This is a genomic window from Paraburkholderia sp. J11-2 (genome assembly GCF_905220185.1).
Taxonomy (GTDB): Bacteria; Pseudomonadota; Gammaproteobacteria; order Burkholderiales; family Burkholderiaceae; genus Paraburkholderia.
In genome coordinates this window covers 55,281-76,186 of sequence record NZ_CAJMYY010000019.1, presented here as the reverse complement: position 1 = coordinate 76,186, position 20,906 = coordinate 55,281, and the positions used below count along the sequence as shown (strand labels likewise).

Genomic DNA, 20,906 nt, shown 5'->3' with positions numbered 1-20,906 from the left:
GTAGCACGACGCTATGCACGGCAGGCCCGCATGGTTGAAGGGGCCTCTGAAGTCCACAACAAGATGGTCGTTGCGCGCACGCTCCTCAAAATCGGGAGCGATAGGTGGGCCTGGATGTCCCGTCCCGCGAACATGCCGCTTCGAAGGAGACACTGTGACACTACGAACCGTAACGCTCGACGACAAGTACACCCTCGACAGCGGGCGCATTTTCCTGACCGGCGTGCAGGCACTCGTTCGCCTTCCCTTGATGCAGCATCGGCGCGACAAGGCCAACGGCCTGAACACGGCCGGCTACGTTTCGGGGTACAGAGGATCTCCGCTTGGCACTTACGATGCCGAGTTGGGAAAGGCAAGCCCGTTTCTCAAGGCAGCCAATGTCGTATTCGTACCTGGTGTCAATGAGGACCTGGCGGCCACCGCGGTTTGGGGCACGCAGCAGGCCGAAGTTGGCGGAGAAGGGAAGTACGACGGCGTCTTCTCCATCTGGTACGGCAAGGGCCCAGGCGTCGACCGGAGCGGCGACGCCTTTCGTCACGCCAATCTTGCCGGAAGTTCGAAGCAAGGCGGCGTGCTTCTGCTCATGGGCGATGACCACACATGCGAGTCGTCGACCACGTGCCATCAGTCGGAATTCGCGTTGGTCGACGCATCGATTCCCATTCTGAGCCCGAGCGGTGTGCAGGAAATTCTCGACTACGGTTTGTACGGTTGGGCCATGTCGAGGTATTCGGGCTGCTGGGTGGGTCTCAAGTGCGTGAAAGACACGGCGGACGCATCGGCAGCCATCGATGTCGACCTCGACCGCGTCACACCGCAATTTCCCGCCACTGTGGAAATGCCTGCGGGCGGACTCAACCTTCGGCATCCCGACACGCCACAGGAGCAGGAATTCCGGCTTCACAACTACAAGCTCGATGCCGTTCGCGCGTTCGTTCGAGCCAACGGGCTCGACCGGGTCACGCTGGGCAAGCCGGGTGCGCGACTCGGCATCGTGACGCATGGCAAGAGCTATCTGGACCTTTTGCAGGCGATCGATGACCTGAACGTTACCGAAGCGGACCTCGAGTCCATGGGTGTCGTCATTTACAAGGTCGCGTGCACGTGGCCTCTCGAGCCTCAGGGTATCCAGAAGTTCGCTGAAGGGCTTGACCTTCTCATGGTCGTTGAAGAGAAGCGCAGCCTCGTTGAGTCCCAGATCAAGGACATTCTGTATCGCGCGCCGCACGCGCCAGTGGTGATCGGGAAGCATGACGAGAGCGGCAAGAAGCTCTTCCCGGTTGAAATGTCACTGAGTTCGCTGCAGATCGCTATCGCGTTGGGACAGCGGCTGGTGCCGTACGCGCAAGGTCAAGGCATCGCGCAACGTGTCGAGTTCCTGACGGAACTGAGCAAGGTCGAGTTTGCTCCCGAAGCGATGCTGCGCAGTTTTTACTTCTGCAGTGGCTGTCCGCACAACTCATCGACGGTCATTCCAGAAGGAAGCAAAGCCTACGCCGGAATTGGCTGCAGCTGGATGGCGCAGACGATGGACCGCAACACGATGGGCTACACGCAAATGGGTGCGGAGGGAATGGCATGGGTTGGCGAGGCGCCTTTCTCCCGGCGCGCTCACATGTTCCAGAACATGGGCGACGGCACGTATTTTCATTCTGGACTGCTTGCCGTCCGTGCGGCGGTCGCTGCCGGAACGCATATCACGTTCAAGATTCTATACAACGATGCGGTGGCGATGACCGGTGGCCAGCGGCACGATGGTCAACTCAGTCCGATGACCATCACAACGCAGGTGCATTCGGAAGGCGTTAGCCGCATTGCCGTCGTATCGGACGACCCGTCGAAGTACCCGGCAGATGCCGGCTGGGCACAAGGCGTGACGATCCATCACCGCTCCGAGTTACAAAAGGTTCAGGAACAGCTTCGCGATGTTGCGGGGGTGACAGTGCTGGTCTACGACCAGACTTGTGCGGCAGAGAAGCGTCGCCGTCGCAAGCGCAACCAGTTTCCGGACCCGGCGAAGCGCCTGGTCATCAACGACCTCGTCTGCGAGGGCTGTGGCGACTGCGGCGTGAAGTCGAACTGCGTTTCGCTGGTGCCGCTAGAGACGGAGCATGGGCGCAAACGCGCCATCGACCAGTCGGCCTGCAACAAGGACTTTTCATGCAACAACGGCTTTTGCCCGAGCTTTGTCACGGTACTTGGCGGGAGTCTGCGAAAGGCTGGAACCGTTAAGCCGAACATCGAATTGTTCCCGGCACTGGTCGAACCTGAACTGCCTTCGGTCGAGAACGGCGTCTATTCAATCATCGTGACGGGTGTGGGCGGCACCGGTGTTGTGACCATTGGAGCGGTTCTCGGCATGGCGGCGCATCTTGAAGGCAAGGGCTGTGGAATTCTGGACATGGCCGGTCTTGCTCAAAAGGGCGGCTCGGTATGGTCGCATCTGCGGTTCGGCAAGAGCCCGAGCGCTATCAAGGCTATCCGTATCGCTGCAGGCGGTGCCGATGCCGTACTGGGTTGCGACATGGTCGTGGCCGCGAGCCGAAAGACACTCGCCGCGACGCGAAAGGGCGCAACGCGCATGCTTGTCAACACGCATGAAGTGATGACGGGCGAATTTACGCGTCACCCCGACCTCACGTTCCCAGCGCAGGAACTGCGCAAGGGCATTGCGGATGCCGTCGGTAGTGATCGTGTCGAGTTTGTCGATGCGACGAAGTACGCCCTCGATATTTTCGGCGACACGATTGCGGGCAATATGTTCATGCTTGGCTATGCTTATCAGCGTGGTCTCATCCCGATTGGCGCTGAGGCAATCAACGCCGCCATAGAGCTTAATGGCGCGGGCGTCAAGATGAACAAGGAAGCCTTTCTGTGGGGGCGCCGTGCGGCTCAGTCGCCCACTTCGGCTGAACGAGTACTCGCCACGGCAAAGCCGGTGCACGAGTCCCGGCGCATGTCGTCATCGCTCGACGAGTTTATCGAACGCAAGGTCAAATACCTGACTGACTATCAGAATGCCGCATACGGCGAGCGCTTTCGCAGGCTCGTTGGCAAGGTTCGCGACTGGGAGCGCACGGTTATGCCGCGTGAGGAGACCATCACCCGCGCGGTAGCGAGCGGTTATTTTAAGGTTCTCGCCTATAAGGACGAGTATGAAGTCGCAAGGCTCCATTCTTCGCCTGAGTTCGTCGAGAGCATCAAACAGCAGTTCGACGGCGACTTCCGTATTGCATTCAATCTGGCTCCACCCCTTTTCGCGCGCAAGGACGCATTGAGCGGTGAGCCGCGCAAAAAGGAATACGGCGCCTGGATTCTGCCCGCGTTCCGGATGCTCGCAAAGATGAAGGTGTTGCGAGGAACGGCGTTCGACGTATTTGGCTACACGGGCGAGCGCCGGATGGAGCGAAGCTTGATATCTCGCTACGAGCAAACGGTCGACGAGATTCTCCGTCATGGCACGTCGCGCAATTATCAAACCGCAGTGCGCGCAGCGAGCATGGTGGAGAAGATTCGTGGGTACGGACACGTCAAGGAGCGCAATCTGAAGTCCGTCGACGTCGAATGGACGAACGCCGTTGCCCAACTGTCGAAGTCCGCCGTGATTGAACTCAAGCAGGTCGCTTGAAACGCGTGAAGACCGCAAAGCGCCTGGCGATGACGGAATCCGGCATGTGATGCGATTCCGCCATCGAAGCTTTGAAACAGGCGGTGTGCTTCGTGGGGAAAAGGCCAGGAAACTGGCCTGCGTCTTGATGTTTATTGCGAGTAAAGCTTCACAACGCCTGCATCCACGACCTTGGCAATTTCTTCCATGCGCCAGGTGATGTGCTTCTCGGTGAGCTCGCGGCAACGCTTCGCGTCGCGCGCCTCGATCGCGTCGAGGATATCGAGGTGTTCCGCGAATGCATCGTGGCCGCGCTGCTCGAGATCGACCCAACGGACAAAATGAATGCGCGCGTTGATGTTATAGAGCGCGCGAACCATTTCGTTATTGCCGGATAACGCCACTAGCCGCACATGAAATTCTTCGTCGCGTGCGACCAGTTGAGCGGCAGGAGCCTGCGCGGCCTTGTTCTTCATCACGTCTTTCCAGAACTTGCGCAAGGCACGGACATCTTTGGGGTCGGCGCGCTCGACGGCGAGCTGTACGGCCGACGCTTCGATGCTGCGCCGAAGTTCGAACAGGTCGAAAATGTCCTGACGATTCAGCTCCCGAATGAAAAATCCCCTGTTGGGCACAAAGGTCAGCAGGTTTTCCGCAACAAGGCGGTTGAGCGCCTCTCGAAGGGGCGTGCGGCTCACGTCGAACTTCTCTGAGAGTTCGAGTTCGTTCACCCGCTCGCCAGGCCGAATCGTGTACAGGACGGCCATCTCCTTCAAATGCTCGTAGAGGTCATTCACTGTGAGTCCGGCTCGCTTTGGAGCGCTGGTCTCCCGCACGCGCGGCTTGGAATCACGAATGAGCGAAGTGTAGCCAGCCATTTTCCGTTCCCTTTCTAATGCATTACGCCATTTCTATTTCTGTCCGAGCGCCTCGCGCCTTCGATTGGCCGATGTCAACATGCGGGGTGCTCGTGAGATGCTACGCGGACGTCTCCCGTCCTTGCTGCCTGAAAGTGTAGGCAATACTGTATTCTACAATACGCGCGCCCGCCGCCAGGCGGCTCCTCCAGGCGCGGGATGGTGCGCGCTGCCACCATCCCATTTAACACCGCAATGCTGGCGACACACGCTGGACTTGTGCGTGAGCCATTCGAGATTCAACGGGTAATCAGGACACCAAACCCTCCATCGGGATTCCCGGCACACGCCCCGCAATCAGGTCAGCAGTGATACGCGCCGAGCCGTGAGACATCGTCCATCCAATGTGACCGTGACCGGTGTTCAGGTACAGATTGCGATATTTGCGTTGACCAAAGAATGGCAGGTTGTTGGGAGTCATTGGCCGCAGGCCTGCCCACATTTCAGCGCGTTCGTAATTGCCACCGTCGGGATAGAGTTCCTGCGTGACTCGCTTCATGAACGCGAAGTCCGACGGCTTATGTGCGGTGTCATACCCGGCAAACTCCGCGGTGGCGGTGACGCGAATCCGGTCCCCAAATCTCGAGATGGCAACCAGGTTGTGTTCGTCGACCGCCGCCACATTGGGCGGCTGCGCATGTCCTTCAATCGGGATAGTGAGTGAGTATCCTTTGACCGGGTAGATTGGCAAATTGATACCAATGCGTCGCGCGAGTGTCGGGCTGTAGCTGCCCAAGGCCAGCACGTACGCATCGCCTTTCACAATGCCCTTGTCCGTGCGCACTCCGGAAATCTCTCCGCCCGAGACCTCGAGCGCTTCGATGTTCGTGCTGTTCAGAATCGTCGCGCCTCTTGCGACCACAATATCCGCCAGTGCACGCGTGAATTTCGCCGGGTCGCCCGTTTCGTCTGTTGGGCAATGTATTGCGCCGACAATGCCGTCCTTCGCCGACGAGAGCGAGGGGTCCAGGGAGATCACTTCCTCGCGGGTCAATACCTTGATAATTTGACCGTCCGACTCTAGAAGCTTCATCTGCGCTACGCCGCGGTCCAGCGCCTCCTGACTCCGATGGAAGTAGAGAATTCCCCTGTCATTGCGGTCGTAGCTCACGGATTCAGTCTTGATGACGTCCTGAAGCACGGACTGCGAATAGGCGGCGAGCCGATGTTTGAGCAGCGTATTGCGCCGTGCCTTTTCTGAGTTGCACTCCATCAGGAAGCGCCATGACCAGCTGTACAGCCTCGGATCGGTAGAGAATTTGAAGCGAAGCGCCTGGTCCTTGAGCACTAGCGACTTGAGCAAAATCAGTGGCGCTTTCGGTGAAGACCAGACGAATGAGTGTCCTGGCGCAACCATGCCGGCGTTACCCCAGCTGGTTTCGCCGGCGACGACCGGCTGCCTGTCAACGACCGTCACGTCATGCCCGTCCGCTTGCAACTGGTACGCGGTGGTCACGCCGACTACGCCACCGCCAAGCACAATTACCCTCATGATGCCCTCAGTCTCAAAGGTTGAATGACTTCGCGTCGAGCAGCCGTCGCGCTCGAAGTGTCGACACAAATGTATATTACTAACAAAAAAGAAACGCAATGAGAGCTATCGATTACTGGGGACTTTACCTGAATGTGTCGATAAAAGTGTCGACAATTGTGTGTGATGTGGGCTAGTCTATGTGCTGTACTTCACATGACCAGACGGAGGAACCGATGCAAATCAAGCGTTACGAGAGTGGCAAGCGAATGAGTCAGGCCGTTGTCTACGGTGGTTTCGCGTTCCTTGCCGGACAGGTCGCCGATGACCCGAGCCAGGACGTGAAGGGGCAGACCGAGCAGATTCTCGCGAAGATTGACCGCCTGCTGCAGCAGGTCGGCTCGGACAAAACCCGAGTTCTGACTGCAAGCATCTGGCTCGCCGACTACAAGACGTTTAACGACATGAATGCGGTGTGGGACGCGTGGGTGCCAGAAGGCGAGGCTCCTGCTCGCGCTTGCGTTGAATCCAGGCTTGCGTTCCCCCAATACACCGTCGAAATCGGAGTCATCGCCGCAGTCTGATATGTGGCGCATGAATGAAGCGCTCGCGAGCGTCACTTAACCTGGTGTCAGCATGAACGGACAACGTTGAAGGGGCAGGCACAGAATGGAAACCCTTGAAACTGCAGAGCGCTATGTGAAGCTCGACTTCACCCTCGATGATGGGATTTCACATCGCGCTGCAATCGGTCTGGTCGTTCTCGCGACCGACCACACGATCGAATACGAATGGCGCAAGCTGCTCGCCGTCGAAGGCGTGGGATTCTACGAGAGTCGAATTCTGAATTCGGCAGAAATCACACCGGCGACGCTTAGAGAGATGGATAGCCTGATTGCTCCGGGCGTTGCCGTCATCCGTCCTGGCGAGCGGCTTGACGTCGTAGCGTTTGGCTGCACGTCGGCATCGATGGTGCTCGGCGAAGGTCACGTCATGGAGCGAATCAGGGAGTCCCGGCCCCATGCTGCATGCACGACACCCATCACAGCCGCCAGAGTCGCGCTCAATTCGTTGGGCGCACGACGGGTCGCGCTCCTGACTCCGTACGTGCGCGAGATTACCGAGTCCATGAAGGACTACCTGATCGCTCGCGGCGTGAACATCGTACGAATGGGTTCGTTCGAGCACTCCGACGACAACGAGGTGGCGCGAATCGACGCACAGTCAGTTCGCAATGCCGTTCTCGAACTCGGCCGGCACGAAGACGTCGATGCGGTGTTTGTCTCCTGCACCTCTGTCCGGTTGGCAGACGAGGTCGCCGCAATTGAGCGGGAACTCGGCAAGCCGGTCACGTCCAGCAATCATGCAATGGCGTGGCACGCGTTGAGGCTGGGTGGCGTGAAGGACGAGCTGCCTCAGTTCGGACGGCTGTTCACGGTGCAAAGCGTCGAGCAGTAGTTGTTGCTTTCTTCGTCGATTTTGCACGCACCGCGCGAACTACCTGGCGCGGATTCATCGAAGCGCCTGAAAGGGCTGGCTGGTTAGCCGGCCCTTTCTACGACGATAAGCGCCTGTCTGCGAGCGCTTCACCTCAAACAATGCCCGTCGCGTAGTACACAGCGATAACGAAAAAGACGGCCAACGTCTTGATCACGGTCACCGCAAAGATGTCCCGATACGACTGGCGGTGCGTGAGCCCCGTGACTGCAAGCAACGTGATGACCGCGCCATTGTGCGGCAGTGTGTCCATGCCGCCGCTCGCCATGGCGACCACGCGATGCAGCACTTCCATCGGAATATGCGCGGCCTGCGCGCTCTTGATGAAGAGATCCGACATGGCCGCGAGCGCGATGCTCATGCCGCCCGATGCCGACCCCGTGATACCCGCGAGCGCGCTCACCGAAACGGCGGCGTTGACGAGTGGATTCGGGATGCTCTTGAGCGCATCGCTCACCACGATGAAGCCGGGCAGCGCCGCGATCACACCGCCGAAGCCGTATTCGGATGCGGTATTCATCGAGGCCAGCAGCGCCCCGGCCACTGCCGCCTTCGTGCCGTCCGCAAAGCGGCTTTTCACGCGGCCGAACGCCGTGACGATCACGAGCACGATGCCGGCGAGCAGCGCACCCTGAACCGCCCAGATCGCCACGACCTGCTTGACCGTGGCGGTGACCGGCGTGTGAACGCCGGGCAGCACTTCCGGCGGCACGGTGACGGTGTCGCCGTACCAGACGGGAATCCAGTGTGTGAGCAGGAAGTTCGCCACGCCCACCAGCACGAGCGGCGCAACGGCCAGCACCGGGTTGGGCAGGTGCTCGGTCTTCACGTGCTCGGGTTCGTTCACGAGCGAGGTGCCGTAGCCTTCGCCCTTCGCCATCGCGGCGCGGCGGCGCCATTCGAGGTACGAGAGGCCGACCACGATGATGAAAAGCGAGCCGGTCACGCCCAGCGCGGGCGCGGCCCATGCCGTGGTCTTGAAGAACGTGGTCGGGATGATGTTCTGGATCTGCGGCGTGCCGGGCAGCGAATCCATCGTGAACGAAAAGGCGCCGAGCGCAATGGCGCCGGGCATCAGGCGTTTGGGAATATCGCTCTGGCGATAGAGTTCGGCGGCGAACGGGTACACGGCGAACACCACCACGAAGAGCGAAACGCCGCCGTACGTGAGCAGCGCGCACACGGCCACGATCACGGCGTTGGCACGCGAGCGGCCGATATAGCGGATGGCGGCGTGCACGATCGCTTCGGAGAATCCCGATAGTTCGATCACCTTGCCAAATACCGCGCCGAGCAGGAACACGGGAAAGTAGAGCTTCACGAAGCCCACCATCTTTTCCATGAAGATGCCGGAAAAAACGGGTGCAACAGCGGCGGGCTCGGTGAGGAGGACCGCGCCGAGCGCGGCGATGGGCGCGAAGAGAATCACGCTGTAGCCGCGATACGCGGCGAGCATGAGGAACGCGAGGGCGGCGAGAACGATAACAAACGACATGGAGTCTCCTGCGGATCGATCGTGTTGCGCGATGCGGTTTTTAATGCGGCACGGCCATGATGCGTCGCAGCGATTGTAGCGAATGGATGTGTCTCGTTATTGCGAGCGTGGCCGTGCGGTCCTATCGTTGCGCAAGAGAGCGAGCCGCAACGGGCCGATAAGGGGGCAGTCGATGAGTGCGATGGGTATGCGAGGCGAAAGCGGGGCGCGCGCGTGGGCGGTGCAGACAGCGCGGCTTGCGGTGGCGCTTGCCTGCGTAAGCGTTTTCGCGGGCTTCTGGGCGCATGCAGCGGCGCAGTCGCAAACCGGAGCCTCGGCGCCTGCGTCGGGCACGGCGGATACCCAACGCAAGAACTGGTACAACGACCCGTTCTTTGCGCTGTCTAGCGCGATCGGCGCCTGTCCGCAACCGCTTGGCCCGCTGATGACGAAAGCCGAAGCCGACGACGACGCCCACTATCGCGTGGAGCGCGGCACGACGTGCTGGCTCGCGCACAAGTGCTCGAAGCCGAACTCGTATCTCTACGACGCCGACATCGCCGCGGCGATTCGTCAGCAACTGCAAGGCGATGCCCTGTTTGCGGGCACGAGCATCTGGATCACGGTGCAGCGCCGTTTTGTCTATGCGGAGGGCTGTGTGGGTGCGGGCTTCGACAGCGCGGCGCTGGAACGCAGGCTCGCCGCGATTGCCGACGTCGAGCAGGTCTTCGTGCGCGTGAGTTCGGACCCGCACGGCGCGCTGCCTTACAAGACGCTCTCGAGTGCGCCCTGAGCGCGCACAGTGTGCGCTCGCGTCGATGCATCGCACATGGCTCGCGGCATGGCACAATCGCAACGTCGAAAAACTAGAAGCCCATCGGGTGCTCCAAATGACTCTTCCTGGTTCGTCGTTGTTCCGTTTGCGCAGATTGCCGTTCGTGGCAGGCGCGTTGACCTTGATCGCAGGGCTTGGTGCGTGCAGCAGCGGGCCGCCGCTGTTCCTGTCGGACGGCCGACCGACGGTCCAGGTCCAATGCCCGGCCTCGGGCGATCGCGATTCTTGCGCGCAGCAGGCGCGTGCTCGCTGCGCCGGCGCGGGTTACGACACCGTGACGTCATCGACCGACAACGGCAACTACACACTCGTATTCGCTTGCCGCAAGGCTCAATAAGCCTCGCGCCGCTCAGCCCTCGGCGGCGGCGCTTGTGCCACGCGCCGGCAGATTCAGCAAAAGGCGCAGCAGGTCAGGCTGGCGGCGCGTCGCCGTCTTCTGAAAGATCGATTGCAATTGTTTGCGCACGGTGTCGTGCTGCACGCCCACGTGTGCGGCGATCTCCTTTTGCGTGAGACCCTCCGCGAGCAACAGCGCGATACGGCATTCGGCCGGCGAGAGGTCGAAGGCCGTGGCGAGCACTCGTTCGTCGACTAGCGGCGCGGATCGCGGGTGATAAAAGGTCAGCGCCGCGAAGGCGCGCAATTCCGAGGCCGAGGGGTCGTCGGCCGTCACCACGTTGTAGAACGCGTAGAGCACCTCCTGCTGGCTCGCAGCAGGCTTCGCCAAGGCTTGCTCATGGCCCGGCTCGTCATGGGTCTGGCCGTGCGGGTGCGTTGAGGCGGCGCCGTCGGGTGCGAGCGTCGCGACCGTGCCTTCTACAGCGCCGACAATGCGTAACGCGCGAAAGCGCGCCGCTGCCGCCCGCGCGCCGCTTGTGCGGCTACGCAGCCTGGCCTCGCTTACGGCGATGTCCTCGAGCAGGCGCGCGTGGTGGGGCGCCGCGAGCGTGAGCCGCCGTCCGCGCACCCGCACGAGCGAGGTCGCTTTCAGAAGCCGCTGCGCGGGCTCGTTGCTATGCAGCACCTCGCCCAGCGCACTCACGAGCATGGCTGGCGGGCGTGAGCGGTTTGCAAGCGTGTCTGCGTTCAAGGTGAGGCGGCGCGTGTAAAGGCGCACCGCGCGCACGAGGTGCGGCGTGAGCCGCTCGAGCAGTTCGCGGTGCCCGGCCGGGAGCGGCCCGGCCTCGGCGCCCGCGCTGCACGCGAGCATGACCGTGAGCCCGTGCTGTTCGAGCAGTTTGCACAGCGCCGCGCAGTGATGGCCTTCCTCGAGCGGACCGAGTTCGAGGCCGGGTGCACAGTCGCCTTCTGCGCAGTCGAATTCCACGTCGCAATGCAGCCACTTGCCCGCCGGGAAAGCACGCAGCCATGCAAGGCGCGCGTCGTCGCGATAGAGCGGCCGAATGCGCTCCAGCGGTTCCGCACCGGAGAGGGCAAAACCGTCGCTCCAGGAAAAAAGATCGCGCTGCCGTTCAAAGGCAAACAGATGAATCGACGCCACGCCAATCGTTTCGCGCAATTGCGCGCAGAAATCCTTCCAGGCGCAAGGATTATCGAGTGTGTCGTAAATAAGGTGCAGCAGGCGATCGTATTGTGATTCGTTTGTTGTCACGCCATTCTCATAGTTCGCATTGTGAAAGACTATCGGCAGCAAAATGCGCTCCGCATAACGTTCCACAATTGAGGAATATACAGATGCAATACCCCCCGTTAATCTGCTTTCCGATATGGATGCGGATACAACCGTCAGCGTGGACGAGCAGCATTTGAATTTCCGTGCGGTATCCAACGGATCGGCGGGCTCGCTGGCCTTATTCTGGTCTGACAGTACGAACAAAAGCCGTAAATCCGCTGCGGCGTGCATTTTGTGCGGCCGGAAGGCGCGATTACCAAACTGACCGATTATCCGCTGCGTGCGGAAAAGCGGCGATGCGATGAAAGTGAGTGCGCGCTATTTGCGCGCGCTCCATAAAACTTGTCATTACCGGGGGCAGCGATGAATCATCACCAACTCGAAAAGGACATTGAGCATCTCGAGCACATCATCGGGCGGCTCTCCGGGCGCGACCGTATTCCGCTCTCTTATTGGCGCGGCCGGCTCGAATCGGTTTCCAGTGAGAACCTCGTTCCTTCGCAGATGCTGCGCGTGAAGCGGCTCAACGAAGCGTTGCGCGCGCTCGAAAGCCGTCTGTCGCACGAATCGCTGCAGCATCGCGAGCGTTAACGCCAACGTTTGCGGCAGTTTTGTAAAAAAGCGCCCCTTCATCGTCGCTCGTGCTCCAAACCGGTCACAATGGCAGTCTCGTGACCGAACTGGAGATGACGTTTCATGCCGAGCTACAAGCAATTGACCGCCCAGCTGGAGAAGCTTCATAAGGAAGTTGCTGCGGCGCGTGAAAAGGAAATCGACCAGGCGATCGCCGAGATCAAGGAAAAGATCGCGGAATACGACATCACAGCGGAAGAACTGGGTTTCGCGAGCCGGCGTGCGGGCCCCGCGCGCAAGAAAGCGCTGCCGGCCCGCTACATGAACCCGAAAACCGGCGAAACCTGGAGCGGCCGTGGCCGTGCGCCGGGCTGGCTGGCGGGCAAGAACCGCGAACGCTTTCTCATCAAGGAATAACGGGCCGATCCTCACGGGCCCATACAGGCGGGTAGGCCAGGGTGCGTGAAGCACCCGGCGCGAGTGCCGCCCCGCTTCAAGCCTCCCGAAAAAGCTCACCTCACACGTTGTGCCGCGCGCCGCGGCGTGCCGCAATGAGCAGGGCCAGAGCGTCAACGCTGCGGTCGCATGCCTGACGCGAAAGGAAATTTTCGTGAAAACGGGGGGCGTCTCGTGAGCGTGCCGGCTGCATAACAGCGCCGATGGTGCCTTCACATCGAGCTCCTGTAAAAGCTCACCTTTGGCAAAGCTGCGCCAGCCTGCACGTCTAACCCGTTCGAACCCCATCAAACCTTTAGTCGGCGGGCCGAATGCCGTGTATCATTCGGTCCCGGCGCCTTTTCGCTTTTTTTGCGCGGACATCCCGGGACATTCCCGATCGCTCGTGCTATTTGCCGCGCGTCGCGGTCCGCACAGGATCGCCCTATGCGCCGCAAGCGTGACTTGAAAACGCGCCCGCAAGCGCCGCCGCGCTCGCCGCAACCCCCGCTGCGCGGCCCGGTTGCCCGAATTCATCAGTGATACCCGCCCTATCCATGTCAGTAGCCGAACTCAGACGCCGCCGCACGTTCGCGGTCATTTCTCACCCGGACGCGGGCAAGACCACGCTCACCGAAAAACTGCTGCTGTTTTCGGGTGCGATCCAGATCGCCGGTACCGTGAAAGGCAAGAAGAGCGGCCGCTTTGCGACCTCCGACTGGATGGAGATCGAAAAGCAGCGTGGCATTTCGGTCGCAAGCTCGGTCATGCAGTTCGAGTACGGCGACGCCGTCATCAATCTGCTCGACACGCCGGGCCACGAGGACTTCTCGGAAGATACCTATCGTGTGCTGACGGCCGTGGACGCGGCCGTGATGGTGATCGACGGCGCGAACGGCGTGGAAGCGCAGACGCTCAAGCTGCTCGAAGTCTGCCGCAGCCGCAAGACGCCCATTCTCACGTTCATCAACAAGCTCGACCGCGAAGTGCGCGAGCCGCTCGACCTGCTCGACGAAATCGAGCAGCACCTGGGCGTGGCCGCCGTGCCGTTCACCTGGCCCATCGGCATGGGCAAGGAATTCCAGGGCGTGTACGACATCCAGCGCGACCAGGTGCGCGTGTTCCGCGCAGGCCAGGAGTCGCTTGGCGGAGCGGTGGAAACGCTGCAAAACATTAGCGAAGAAGAAGGTGAAGCGCGTTTCGGCTATCACTGGAAGCGCACCAAGGAAGAAGTCGAGCTGATCACGGGGGCGACGCCCACGTTCGATCGCGACGCCTTCCTCGCGGGCGAGCAGTCGCCGGTGCTGTTCGGTTCGGCCATCAACAACTTCGGCGTGAAGGAAATTCTCGACGCGCTGGTCGATCTCGCGCCGCCGCCGTCGCCGCGTATGGCCGTGCAGCGCCCGGTCTCGCCTGAAGAAACGAAGTTCACCGGCGTTGTATTCAAGGTGCAGGCCAACATGGATCTCGCGCACCGCGACCGTGTGGCGTTCATTCGCGTGTGCTCGGGGCATTTCGAGCGCGGCATGCAGTTGAAGGTCACGCGCAACAACAAGACCTTCCGCGCCAACAACGTGGTGAGCTTTCTGTCGCAGCGCCGTGAAACCGTGGCTGAGGCGTACCCTGGCGACATCATCGGTATTCCTAATCATGGCACGCTGAGTCTCGGCGACACGCTCACCGAAGGCGAAGACCTGCAATTCACGGGTCTGCCGTTCTTCGCGCCGGAAATCTTCCAGACCATCGAAGTGGTCGATCCGATGCGCGCGAAGCAACTGGGCGAAGCGCTCAAGCAGCTTGGCGAAGAGGGTGCGATTCAGGTGTTCCGCCCGATCCACGGCGGCGCAACGATTCTGGGCGCGGTTGGCCAGCTGCAGTTCGAAGTGGTGTCGCACCGCCTCGCGGCCGAGTACAAGGTTGCCGTGCGCCTGATGCCCGCGCGCTATCGCCTCTCGCGCTGGGTCACGTGTGACGATCCCGCAGAGCTGCGCCGCTTCACCGATTCGTACGAAGCCCGCATGGCCTACGACGCCTCGAACGCGCCCACATACCTCGCCTCGCACGTCTCCGAAATCGAGGTCGCGCAAAAGGCCTGGCCGAAGATCGTGTTCAACGAACTGCGCGAGCATTCGGGCGCGCCGTTCCGCAAGTCGATGTAAAACACGCGGCGCGCTCGCGCCGCGTTTTCAAACCAGCGAAGTCCTTTCTCGCGCATCGTCGTGGCGCACGCCCCAGGGGGCGTGCGACGCCATGCCGCCGCATCTGCGCGCATACGCGCCGGGCGAAAAACGCGCATCGCCTGCGCGCTTGCCCTATCCTCTTCTCGTAGCGATAAACGAAGACAAACCGGCGCTTGCCCGTACGGCCAGCGCGTGTCCGACCGACGAGGAGTGCCTGTGACCGTACGCAATCTCGATGCGGTATTCCAGCCCAAATCCGTGGCCGTGATCGGCGCTTCGCAGCGCCCCGGCAGCATCGGCAGCATGGTGTGGCGGCGGCTGATCGAAGGCGGCTTCACGAGCCCGCTGTGGGCCGTCAATCCGCGCCATGCGGGCGACTTCGAAGCCTTCGACGGCCGCCCCGTGCTTGCCGACGCAGGCGATCTGCCTGAAGCGCCCGGCGTCGCCATCATCTGCACGCGGCCCGCCACGTGGCCCGCGCTCGTGCATCGCCTCGGCGGCATGGGTACGCGCGCGGCGATCATCGTCGGCGAGGTGCGCGACGAGGCCGATCAGGCCGACCTGCGCCACGCGCTGGCGGCGGCACGCCCGCATCTGCTGCGCATCGTCGGCCCCGGCAGTCTCGGCGCGCTCACGCCCGCGCTCAACGCGCAACTGGGCGCGGCGGCATCGATCGCGCGCAAGGGCGGCGTGGCCTGGGTTTCGCAGTCCAACGCCCTCACCAACGCCGTGTTGCGCTGGGCCGCGCCGCGCGGCCTCGGTTTCTCGCACGTGATCGCGCTCGGCGACGAAGCCGACGTCGATGTGGGCGACGTGCTCGACTATCTCGCGAGCGACCCGGGCACGCGCGCCATCCTGCTCGAAGTGGACACGATCCGCGCGGCGCGCAAGTTCATGTCGGCAGCGCGCGCGGCGGCGCGCAACAAGCCCGTGCTCGCGTTGCGCAGCGGCCGCGACGACAAGGGCGACGCGCTCTACACGGCGGCGTTCCGGCGCGCGGGCCTCGTGCGCGTCGATACGCTCGACGACCTGCTCGACGAAATCGAAACGCTTGGCGTGGGCCGCGTGGCCGCGAGCGACACGGCCACGCTCATCACGAGCGATCGCGGCGTGGCGACGCTCGCGCGCGACGCCTTCATGAAGGCCGGCGACACGCTCGCGCGTTGGGATGACGAAGCGCTTGCGGCCATCCAGGCCGCGCTGCCGCATGCTCAGGCGGGCAATCCGCTCGTGCTCGGCGACACCGCGAAGCCCGAGCACTTCGGCCTCGCGCTGCAAACGCTTGCCACGCACCGCTCGAGCGGCACGGCGTTCGTCGTGCACGCGCCCACCCACAGCGCGCCCGTGGACGCGGTGGCGCGCACGCTGATCGAGCAGCAGCGCTATGCGTATCGCGGCATGCTCGCGTGCTTCTTTGGCGGCGTGGACGAGAAAACGCGCGACGAGTTGCACGCGCACGGCATTCCGGTGCACACCACGCCGCGGCGTCTGGCGCGCGCGTTCGCGCGTCTCGTCGATTACCGGCTGGGTCGCGAGCTATTGATGCAGACGCCCGAAACGATGCCCGCCCAGGGGCCGGCCGCGATCGAGGCCGCGCAAGGCGAGGCACGCGCGGCGCTGGCGGCCGGGCGCACGGAACTGAAAGGGGAAGAGGCGGCCAGATTGCTGGCCTTGTTCGGGCTCACCACGCAGGCGCAGGACGAACCGGGCGTAAAACCGGTGGTGGACGTGACGGTGGAGTTTCGCGACGACGACAACTTCGGTCCGGTGTTCCGTTTCGCCGCGCCTTCGCCGGACGATTTTTCGCCGCCGCTGCGTGTGTATAGCCTGCCGCCGCTCAATCCCGTGCTCTCGCGCGACATCGTCGCGCACTCGCCGTATGCGCGCTACACGGCGCCCGAGCCGACGCTGGCGGCGCTCACCGAGCTGTCGCAGTTCGTGTGCGAGGTGCGGGAGGTCGTGGGCTTGCGTTTGACGCTGCGCGTGCTGCCCGAGGCGGTCGTGGTTGTCGCGCCCTGCCTGCAGCTTGCGGAAAAGCGCAGCCGTTTCGCGATCATGCCGTATCCGCGGCGGCTCGAAGAAACGCTCGACTGGCACGGCGAGCGCCTCACGATCCGGCCGATCCGTCCCGAAGACGAGGACATGCATCGCACGTTCGTCGAATCGATGACGCCCGACGATTTGCGCTTGCGCTTCTTTTCGGCGGTGCGCAGCTTCGATCACTCGCAGCTCGCGCGCATGACGCAGATCGACTACGACCGTGAGATGGCGCTCATCGCAGTCGTGCACGGTGAAGACGGCCAGCCGCGCACGCTGGGTGTGGTGCGCGCGGTGGCCGACCCGGACAACGAGACCGCCGAATTCGCGGTCGCGATTCTGTCGAATCTCAAGCGCGGCGGCCTTGGCCGCCTGCTGATGGCGCGCATCATCGAGTACGTGCGCTCGCGCGGCACGCACTGGCTGCTCGGCGAGGCGCTGCGCGAGAACGCACCGATGATCGGCCTCGCGCGCGCCTGCGGCTTCACAGTCACGCCCACCGAAGACCCGGGCGTGGTCGGGTTTCGCATGCCGCTCGACTGAGCGGCAACTGAGCGGCAGCGTCAGGCGGCCAGCTTCGCGAGCGCGTCGTCGATCTGGCCGCGCGTGAGCGCAAGTTCTTCGAGCCAGGCTTCGCCGTACTGCGCGCCGGTTTCCTTCTCCAGCCGCGCGATGGTCGCGGCGCAGCGCGCGGCGTCTTTCGGCGTGGCGATGAACGCCTTGACCGACTGGCCGCCCTGGAAGGCCTCGAACAGCGGCGTGCGGATGTCGTCGGGCAGCGCGCGCGTGGTCCACTGGTGCGTCTTGCCGTTGAACGTGAGCGAAGGCGGCAGCACGCGTTCCTTGCGCGTGGCCGGAATCAGGCCGAAATTGCGCGCGGCTTCGGCGATCTGCTCGGCCGTGAAAAGCTCCTCGGGAGCGATCTCGAATTGCGCGATGGCGGTTTCGACGGTCTTCATCGCGTCGGCGCGGTCGTCGCGCTTTTTCTGCGCGCGCGCGACGATGTCGCGCAGCTCGTCGGCTTCTGCGGGCGTGATCGTGAAGCTCGCCTGTTTCTGCTGAAGCTCGGAAAAGCGCTGGAATTCTTGATCGGTCAGGAGTTTCGCCATGGGTTTTCGAATACGCGGTCGCCTTGCAAGGCGCACGGGTTTTTTGAGAGGGCCGCCATTCTAACCGTTTTGCGTGGCGGCCTTCCATTTGCGCGGAACGGGCAGGCATGCTCGCGCGGCGCACATGTAGGACGTGTCCGATTTCATCATGCGATGGCGCTCCCTATCATCGCCGGATGAACTCATCGCGCCCCTCATCTCAAGCCGATTCGCGTCCAGAGGCTTTGCTTCAACGCGGCATCGGGCACCTGAACGACGAAAAATACAGCTTCGCCGAAGCGCTGTTTCGCGAAATCCTCGCACAGGCCCCGCATCATGCCGAAGCGCTCCATCAACTCGGCGTGACGCTCGCGCGGCAATCGCAGTTCGAGGCAGCCGAACACTGGCTGCGCGCGTCGCTTGCCCAGCGCGAAAGCGGGCCGTGCCAGCGCGATCTCGCTTGGGCGCTGCTATGGCAGGGCCGCGACGGCGAGGCGATCGAAGCGTATCGCGCCGCGATCGGCGCGGGCGTGCGCGAGGCGCGCGTGTTCAGCAACCTTGGCAATCTGCTCAAGAAGCGCAACTCGCTGTTGCAAGCCGAGGCCTGCTACCGCGAGGCCATTGCGACGGACGCCAGCTACGCGCTCGCCTACAGCAATCTCGCGATGCTTCAGCAGGACGCCGGCCAGCTCGAAGCCGCCGAGGCAAACCTCAAGCAAGCGCTCACGCTCGCGCCGAATTCGCCGCATCTCTGGCAGTGCTATGGCGGTTTGCTGGAGCGTCTGAACCGCATCGACGAAGCCGATGAAGCGTATTGCCGGGGCGGGCGCTGGGAGGCCGCGCAATTCGTGCGCCGCCGCGAGGCGCACTGGCAGCAGCTTGCCGAGATCGACGCGGCGGCGCTCGCCATGGTGTCGGCGGGCACGGCGGACAACCTTACGCCGTGGTGCCTGCTCGGCATTCCGGCGCTCACGCCGCAGTTGCATCGCGAAGCGGGGTTGCGCTTCGCGCAGAGCCGCTGGCGCGGGGAACTGGCCGCGGCGCCGCTCGTGGCGCGCGGCGCGGGGCTCGCCGCCGCGCTTGCACGCTGCGAAGCGGGCGAGCGGTTGCGCATCGGCTATCTCTCGGCCGACTTTTACGACCACGCCACGCTGCGCTTGCTGGCGGGCGTGCTCGAACTGCACGACGCCACGCGCTTCGACGTTCATCTGTACTCGTACGGGCCCGACCCCGACGCCGCAACGCGTGCGCGCTTCGCGCATGTGCCGGGCACGTGGCACGACATCGGCGCGCTGTCCGACGCCCAGGGGGCCGCCCAGATCGCGCGCGACGGCATTCACCTGCTCGTCGACCTGAAAGGCTATACAACGGGCGCGCGGCTTGGCATCACGGCGCTGCGGCCCGCGCCCGTGATCGTGAGCTGGCTGGGCTATCCCGGCTCGCTCGGCCACACGCGGCTGGCCGACTATCTCATCTCCGACGCCATCGTCACGCCGCCCGATTCAACCTCGCACTTCAGCGAGACACTGGCGCTGATGCCGCATTGCTATCAGCCTGTCGATCACCGCCGCGAGAGCGCGCCGCCGCCCTCGCGCGTGCAAGCGGGCTTGCCCGAAACGGGTTTCGTGTTTTGCAGCTTCAACCAGACCTTCAAGCTCAACGCGCCGATGTCGGCGTTGTGGGCGCGGCTGCTCAAGGCCACGCCCGGCAGCGTGCTCTGGCTGCTCGACCCGGGCTCGGTGCGCGCGAAAGCGAACCTGCGCAGCTTCTACGAAACGCAAGGCGTCGACCCCGCTCGCGTGATCTTCGCGCCGCGCGTGTCGCAGCAAGCGCACCTCGCGCGCCTGTCACTCGCGGACCTCGCGCTCGACACGCTGCCTGTGGGCTCGCATACCACGGGCAGCGACGCGCTCTGGGCGGGCGTGCCGATGGTGACGGCGCCGGGCACGTTGTTCGCGGGCCGCGTGGGCATGAGTCTGCTGCACACGGTGGGCCTCTCCGAACTCGTCGCGCGCGATCTCGACGCGTACTTCCAGAGCGCGCTCGGCTTTGCCACCGACGCGGCCTGGCGGGCGAGGGTGCGTGAAAAGCTCGCGGCCGCGCGTAGCGCGTCGCCGTTGTTCGACACGGCAGGATTCACGCGCGACTTCGAGCGACTCTCCATGGCGATTGTGGAGCGGGAGGCGCAAGGCATAACGGAGGAAACGGGCGGTCGTACGCCCGTGGTCGTGCAGTAGACGAGGCATGCGCCAGCATGAACCCGCGCCCGGCGGGCAGCACGCAGCGCTGAACGTTACGCCGCGCCGTCTTCGCGAAACATCGACAAGGTCTGCACGGTTGCGCTCAGCATTTGCGTGGCCTCGTCGAGCGAGGGCGCGACATAGTCGTCGATGCGCTTGAGGAACGGGCAGGTCAGCGCCGCGATCGCCTGACCCGAAGGTCCGAGCACAGGAAACGTCACGTCCGTCACGCCGAAAATCTGCTGGCTGTCCTTGCGCGAGAAGCCCACCTCGCGCACCTGCTCGCATGCGGTTTCCAGCGCCGCGTGATCGATCGCCACCTCGCCCTTCACCTTCGTATGCTCCGCGAGCATGTGCGCGCGCTGCTCCGGCGTTTGCCACGCGAGCAGCGTGCGGCCCGAACTCGTATCGACGAGGCCCACGCGCGAACCCAACCGTACGGCAATGCCCCACGTGCCAGGCCCGTCCACCTGTGCGATCACCAGCAGGTTGCCGCGGTCGTACACGGTGAGATGGCAGGACTGCTCGGCTTCGTCGGCGAAGCGCTGCATGAGCGGCAGCGCTTCGGAAATCAGGCGCTCCATGGGCGGGTGGCGGTGCGCGAGCGCAAAGAGCTTCAGGCTCAGCGCATAGCGGTCGCCGCCTTCCGAGCGGATCACGTACTGACGCGCCACCAGCCGCTCGAGCATGCGGTAGATCTCGCTCGCGTTGCGGCCTAGCGCCTTCGTGATCTCGGCGCGCGTCAAGCCGGCGCGTTGCTCCGCGAGCAGTTCGAGGATGTCGAGCCCCTTGTCCAGCGCGGGCGCGCGATAGCGATCGGCGTCGTCTTTCTCTTCGGCTTCTTCGGGCACGTTGTCCATCTGGCTTTTTTTCGCGTTCTTTTCCATCTGATCGTCCCCAGGGAAATCACGGACCCATG

At 63.2% G+C, this 20,906-nt stretch carries 15 protein-coding genes; 9 read left to right on the top strand and 6 right to left on the bottom strand.

Features of this window, described 5'->3' with window-relative positions; genetic code table 11:
• Positions 1-154 precede the first annotated feature (154 nt).
• Entirely contained in the window at positions 155-3,628 is a 3,474-nt protein-coding gene (locus U5A57_RS25360; RefSeq protein WP_321914375.1) for an indolepyruvate ferredoxin oxidoreductase family protein, read from the top strand.
• Positions 3,629-3,759: 131 nt separating this feature from the next.
• Here U5A57_RS25360 and U5A57_RS25355 read toward each other — a convergent pair whose 3' ends face one another.
• On the bottom strand, positions 3,760-4,404 hold the full coding sequence (locus U5A57_RS25355; RefSeq protein ID WP_321914374.1) for a GntR family transcriptional regulator: 645 nt from the start codon (positions 4,402-4,404) through the stop codon (positions 3,760-3,762).
• Positions 4,405-4,774: 370 nt separating this feature from the next.
• On the bottom strand, positions 4,775-6,016 hold the full coding sequence (locus tag U5A57_RS25350) for a D-amino acid dehydrogenase (RefSeq protein ID WP_321914373.1): 1,242 nt from the start codon (positions 6,014-6,016) through the stop codon (positions 4,775-4,777).
• Between the two features lie 215 nt (positions 6,017-6,231).
• Between U5A57_RS25350 and U5A57_RS25345 the strand changes: the two genes are divergently transcribed.
• Positions 6,232-6,579 carry a RidA family protein gene (locus U5A57_RS25345; protein WP_158760630.1) on the top strand — a complete coding sequence of 116 codons (348 nt, stop codon included), beginning with the start codon at positions 6,232-6,234 and terminating at the stop codon, positions 6,577-6,579.
• Positions 6,580-6,664: 85 nt separating this feature from the next.
• Positions 6,665-7,453 (top strand): Asp/Glu racemase, encoded by a 789-nt coding sequence (locus U5A57_RS25340; RefSeq protein WP_321914372.1) that lies wholly within the window; start codon positions 6,665-6,667, stop codon positions 7,451-7,453.
• Between the two features lie 133 nt (positions 7,454-7,586).
• Here the strand turns inward: U5A57_RS25340 and U5A57_RS25335 are convergent, their stop codons facing one another.
• Complete coding sequence (locus U5A57_RS25335) at positions 7,587-8,987, bottom strand: GntP family permease (RefSeq protein WP_321914371.1); 1,401 nt, start codon at positions 8,985-8,987, stop codon at positions 7,587-7,589.
• A gap of 172 nt (positions 8,988-9,159) precedes the next feature.
• Here U5A57_RS25335 and U5A57_RS25330 point away from each other — a divergent pair, with 172 nt between their 5' ends.
• Entirely contained in the window at positions 9,160-9,759 is a 600-nt protein-coding gene (locus U5A57_RS25330; RefSeq protein ID WP_321914370.1) for a BON domain-containing protein, read from the top strand.
• Between the two features lie 391 nt (positions 9,760-10,150).
• Here U5A57_RS25330 and U5A57_RS25325 read toward each other — a convergent pair whose 3' ends face one another.
• Complete coding sequence (locus U5A57_RS25325) at positions 10,151-11,665, bottom strand: helix-turn-helix transcriptional regulator (RefSeq protein ID WP_321914369.1); 1,515 nt, start codon at positions 11,663-11,665, stop codon at positions 10,151-10,153.
• A 132-nt stretch (positions 11,666-11,797) separates the two neighbouring features.
• Here U5A57_RS25325 and U5A57_RS25320 point away from each other — a divergent pair, with 132 nt between their 5' ends.
• The 4 genes from U5A57_RS25320 to U5A57_RS25305 all read left to right on the top strand — a co-directional run bounded on the left by U5A57_RS25320 (position 11,798) and on the right by U5A57_RS25305 (position 17,202).
• The gene (locus U5A57_RS25320; RefSeq protein ID WP_321914368.1) at positions 11,798-12,025 is read left to right on the top strand and encodes a hypothetical protein; all 228 of its coding nucleotides are present in this window, start codon (positions 11,798-11,800) and stop codon (positions 12,023-12,025) included.
• Positions 12,026-12,130: 105 nt separating this feature from the next.
• Positions 12,131-12,424 carry an H-NS histone family protein gene (locus tag U5A57_RS25315; protein WP_321914367.1) on the top strand — a complete coding sequence of 98 codons (294 nt, stop codon included), beginning with the start codon at positions 12,131-12,133 and terminating at the stop codon, positions 12,422-12,424.
• A 575-nt stretch (positions 12,425-12,999) separates the two neighbouring features.
• The gene (locus U5A57_RS25310) at positions 13,000-14,601 is read left to right on the top strand and encodes a peptide chain release factor 3 (protein ID WP_321914366.1); all 1,602 of its coding nucleotides are present in this window, start codon (positions 13,000-13,002) and stop codon (positions 14,599-14,601) included.
• A 237-nt stretch (positions 14,602-14,838) separates the two neighbouring features.
• The gene (locus tag U5A57_RS25305; protein ID WP_321914365.1) at positions 14,839-17,202 is read left to right on the top strand and encodes a GNAT family N-acetyltransferase; all 2,364 of its coding nucleotides are present in this window, start codon (positions 14,839-14,841) and stop codon (positions 17,200-17,202) included.
• Positions 17,203-17,222: 20 nt separating this feature from the next.
• Here the strand turns inward: U5A57_RS25305 and U5A57_RS25300 are convergent, their stop codons facing one another.
• Positions 17,223-17,768: a hypothetical protein gene (locus tag U5A57_RS25300; protein WP_321914364.1), complete on the bottom strand. Its 546-nt coding sequence runs from the start codon at positions 17,766-17,768 to the stop codon at positions 17,223-17,225.
• Between the two features lie 224 nt (positions 17,769-17,992).
• On the opposite strand from U5A57_RS25300, the gene U5A57_RS25295 reads away from it, so the two are divergent.
• Positions 17,993-19,984: a tetratricopeptide repeat protein gene (locus U5A57_RS25295; RefSeq protein ID WP_321914363.1), complete on the top strand. Its 1,992-nt coding sequence runs from the start codon at positions 17,993-17,995 to the stop codon at positions 19,982-19,984.
• Positions 19,985-20,040: 56 nt separating this feature from the next.
• On the opposite strand, the gene U5A57_RS25290 is transcribed toward U5A57_RS25295, so the two are convergent.
• A complete protein-coding gene (locus U5A57_RS25290; RefSeq protein WP_321914362.1) occupies positions 20,041-20,874 on the bottom strand; it encodes an IclR family transcriptional regulator in 834 nt (277 codons plus the stop codon).
• Between the last annotated feature and the right edge of the window lie 32 nt (positions 20,875-20,906).

Coding starts and splice junctions, on each gene's coding strand:
- U5A57_RS25290 (WP_321914362.1), bottom strand. CDS start 20,874: ATGGAAAAGAACGCGAAAAAAAGCCAGATGGACAACGTGCCCGAAGAA.
- U5A57_RS25320 (WP_321914368.1), top strand. CDS start 11,798: ATGAATCATCACCAACTCGAAAAGGACATTGAGCATCTCGAGCACATC.
- U5A57_RS25315 (WP_321914367.1), top strand. CDS start 12,131: ATGCCGAGCTACAAGCAATTGACCGCCCAGCTGGAGAAGCTTCATAAG.
- U5A57_RS25300 (WP_321914364.1), bottom strand. CDS start 17,768: ATGGCGAAACTCCTGACCGATCAAGAATTCCAGCGCTTTTCCGAGCTT.
- U5A57_RS25350 (WP_321914373.1), bottom strand. CDS start 6,016: ATGAGGGTAATTGTGCTTGGCGGTGGCGTAGTCGGCGTGACCACCGCG.
- U5A57_RS25325 (WP_321914369.1), bottom strand. CDS start 11,665: ATGCACGCCGCAGCGGATTTACGGCTTTTGTTCGTACTGTCAGACCAG.
- U5A57_RS25310 (WP_321914366.1), top strand. CDS start 13,000: ATGTCAGTAGCCGAACTCAGACGCCGCCGCACGTTCGCGGTCATTTCT.
- U5A57_RS25340 (WP_321914372.1), top strand. CDS start 6,665: ATGGAAACCCTTGAAACTGCAGAGCGCTATGTGAAGCTCGACTTCACC.
- U5A57_RS25345 (WP_158760630.1), top strand. CDS start 6,232: ATGCAAATCAAGCGTTACGAGAGTGGCAAGCGAATGAGTCAGGCCGTT.
- U5A57_RS25330 (WP_321914370.1), top strand. CDS start 9,160: ATGAGTGCGATGGGTATGCGAGGCGAAAGCGGGGCGCGCGCGTGGGCG.
- U5A57_RS25335 (WP_321914371.1), bottom strand. CDS start 8,987: ATGTCGTTTGTTATCGTTCTCGCCGCCCTCGCGTTCCTCATGCTCGCC.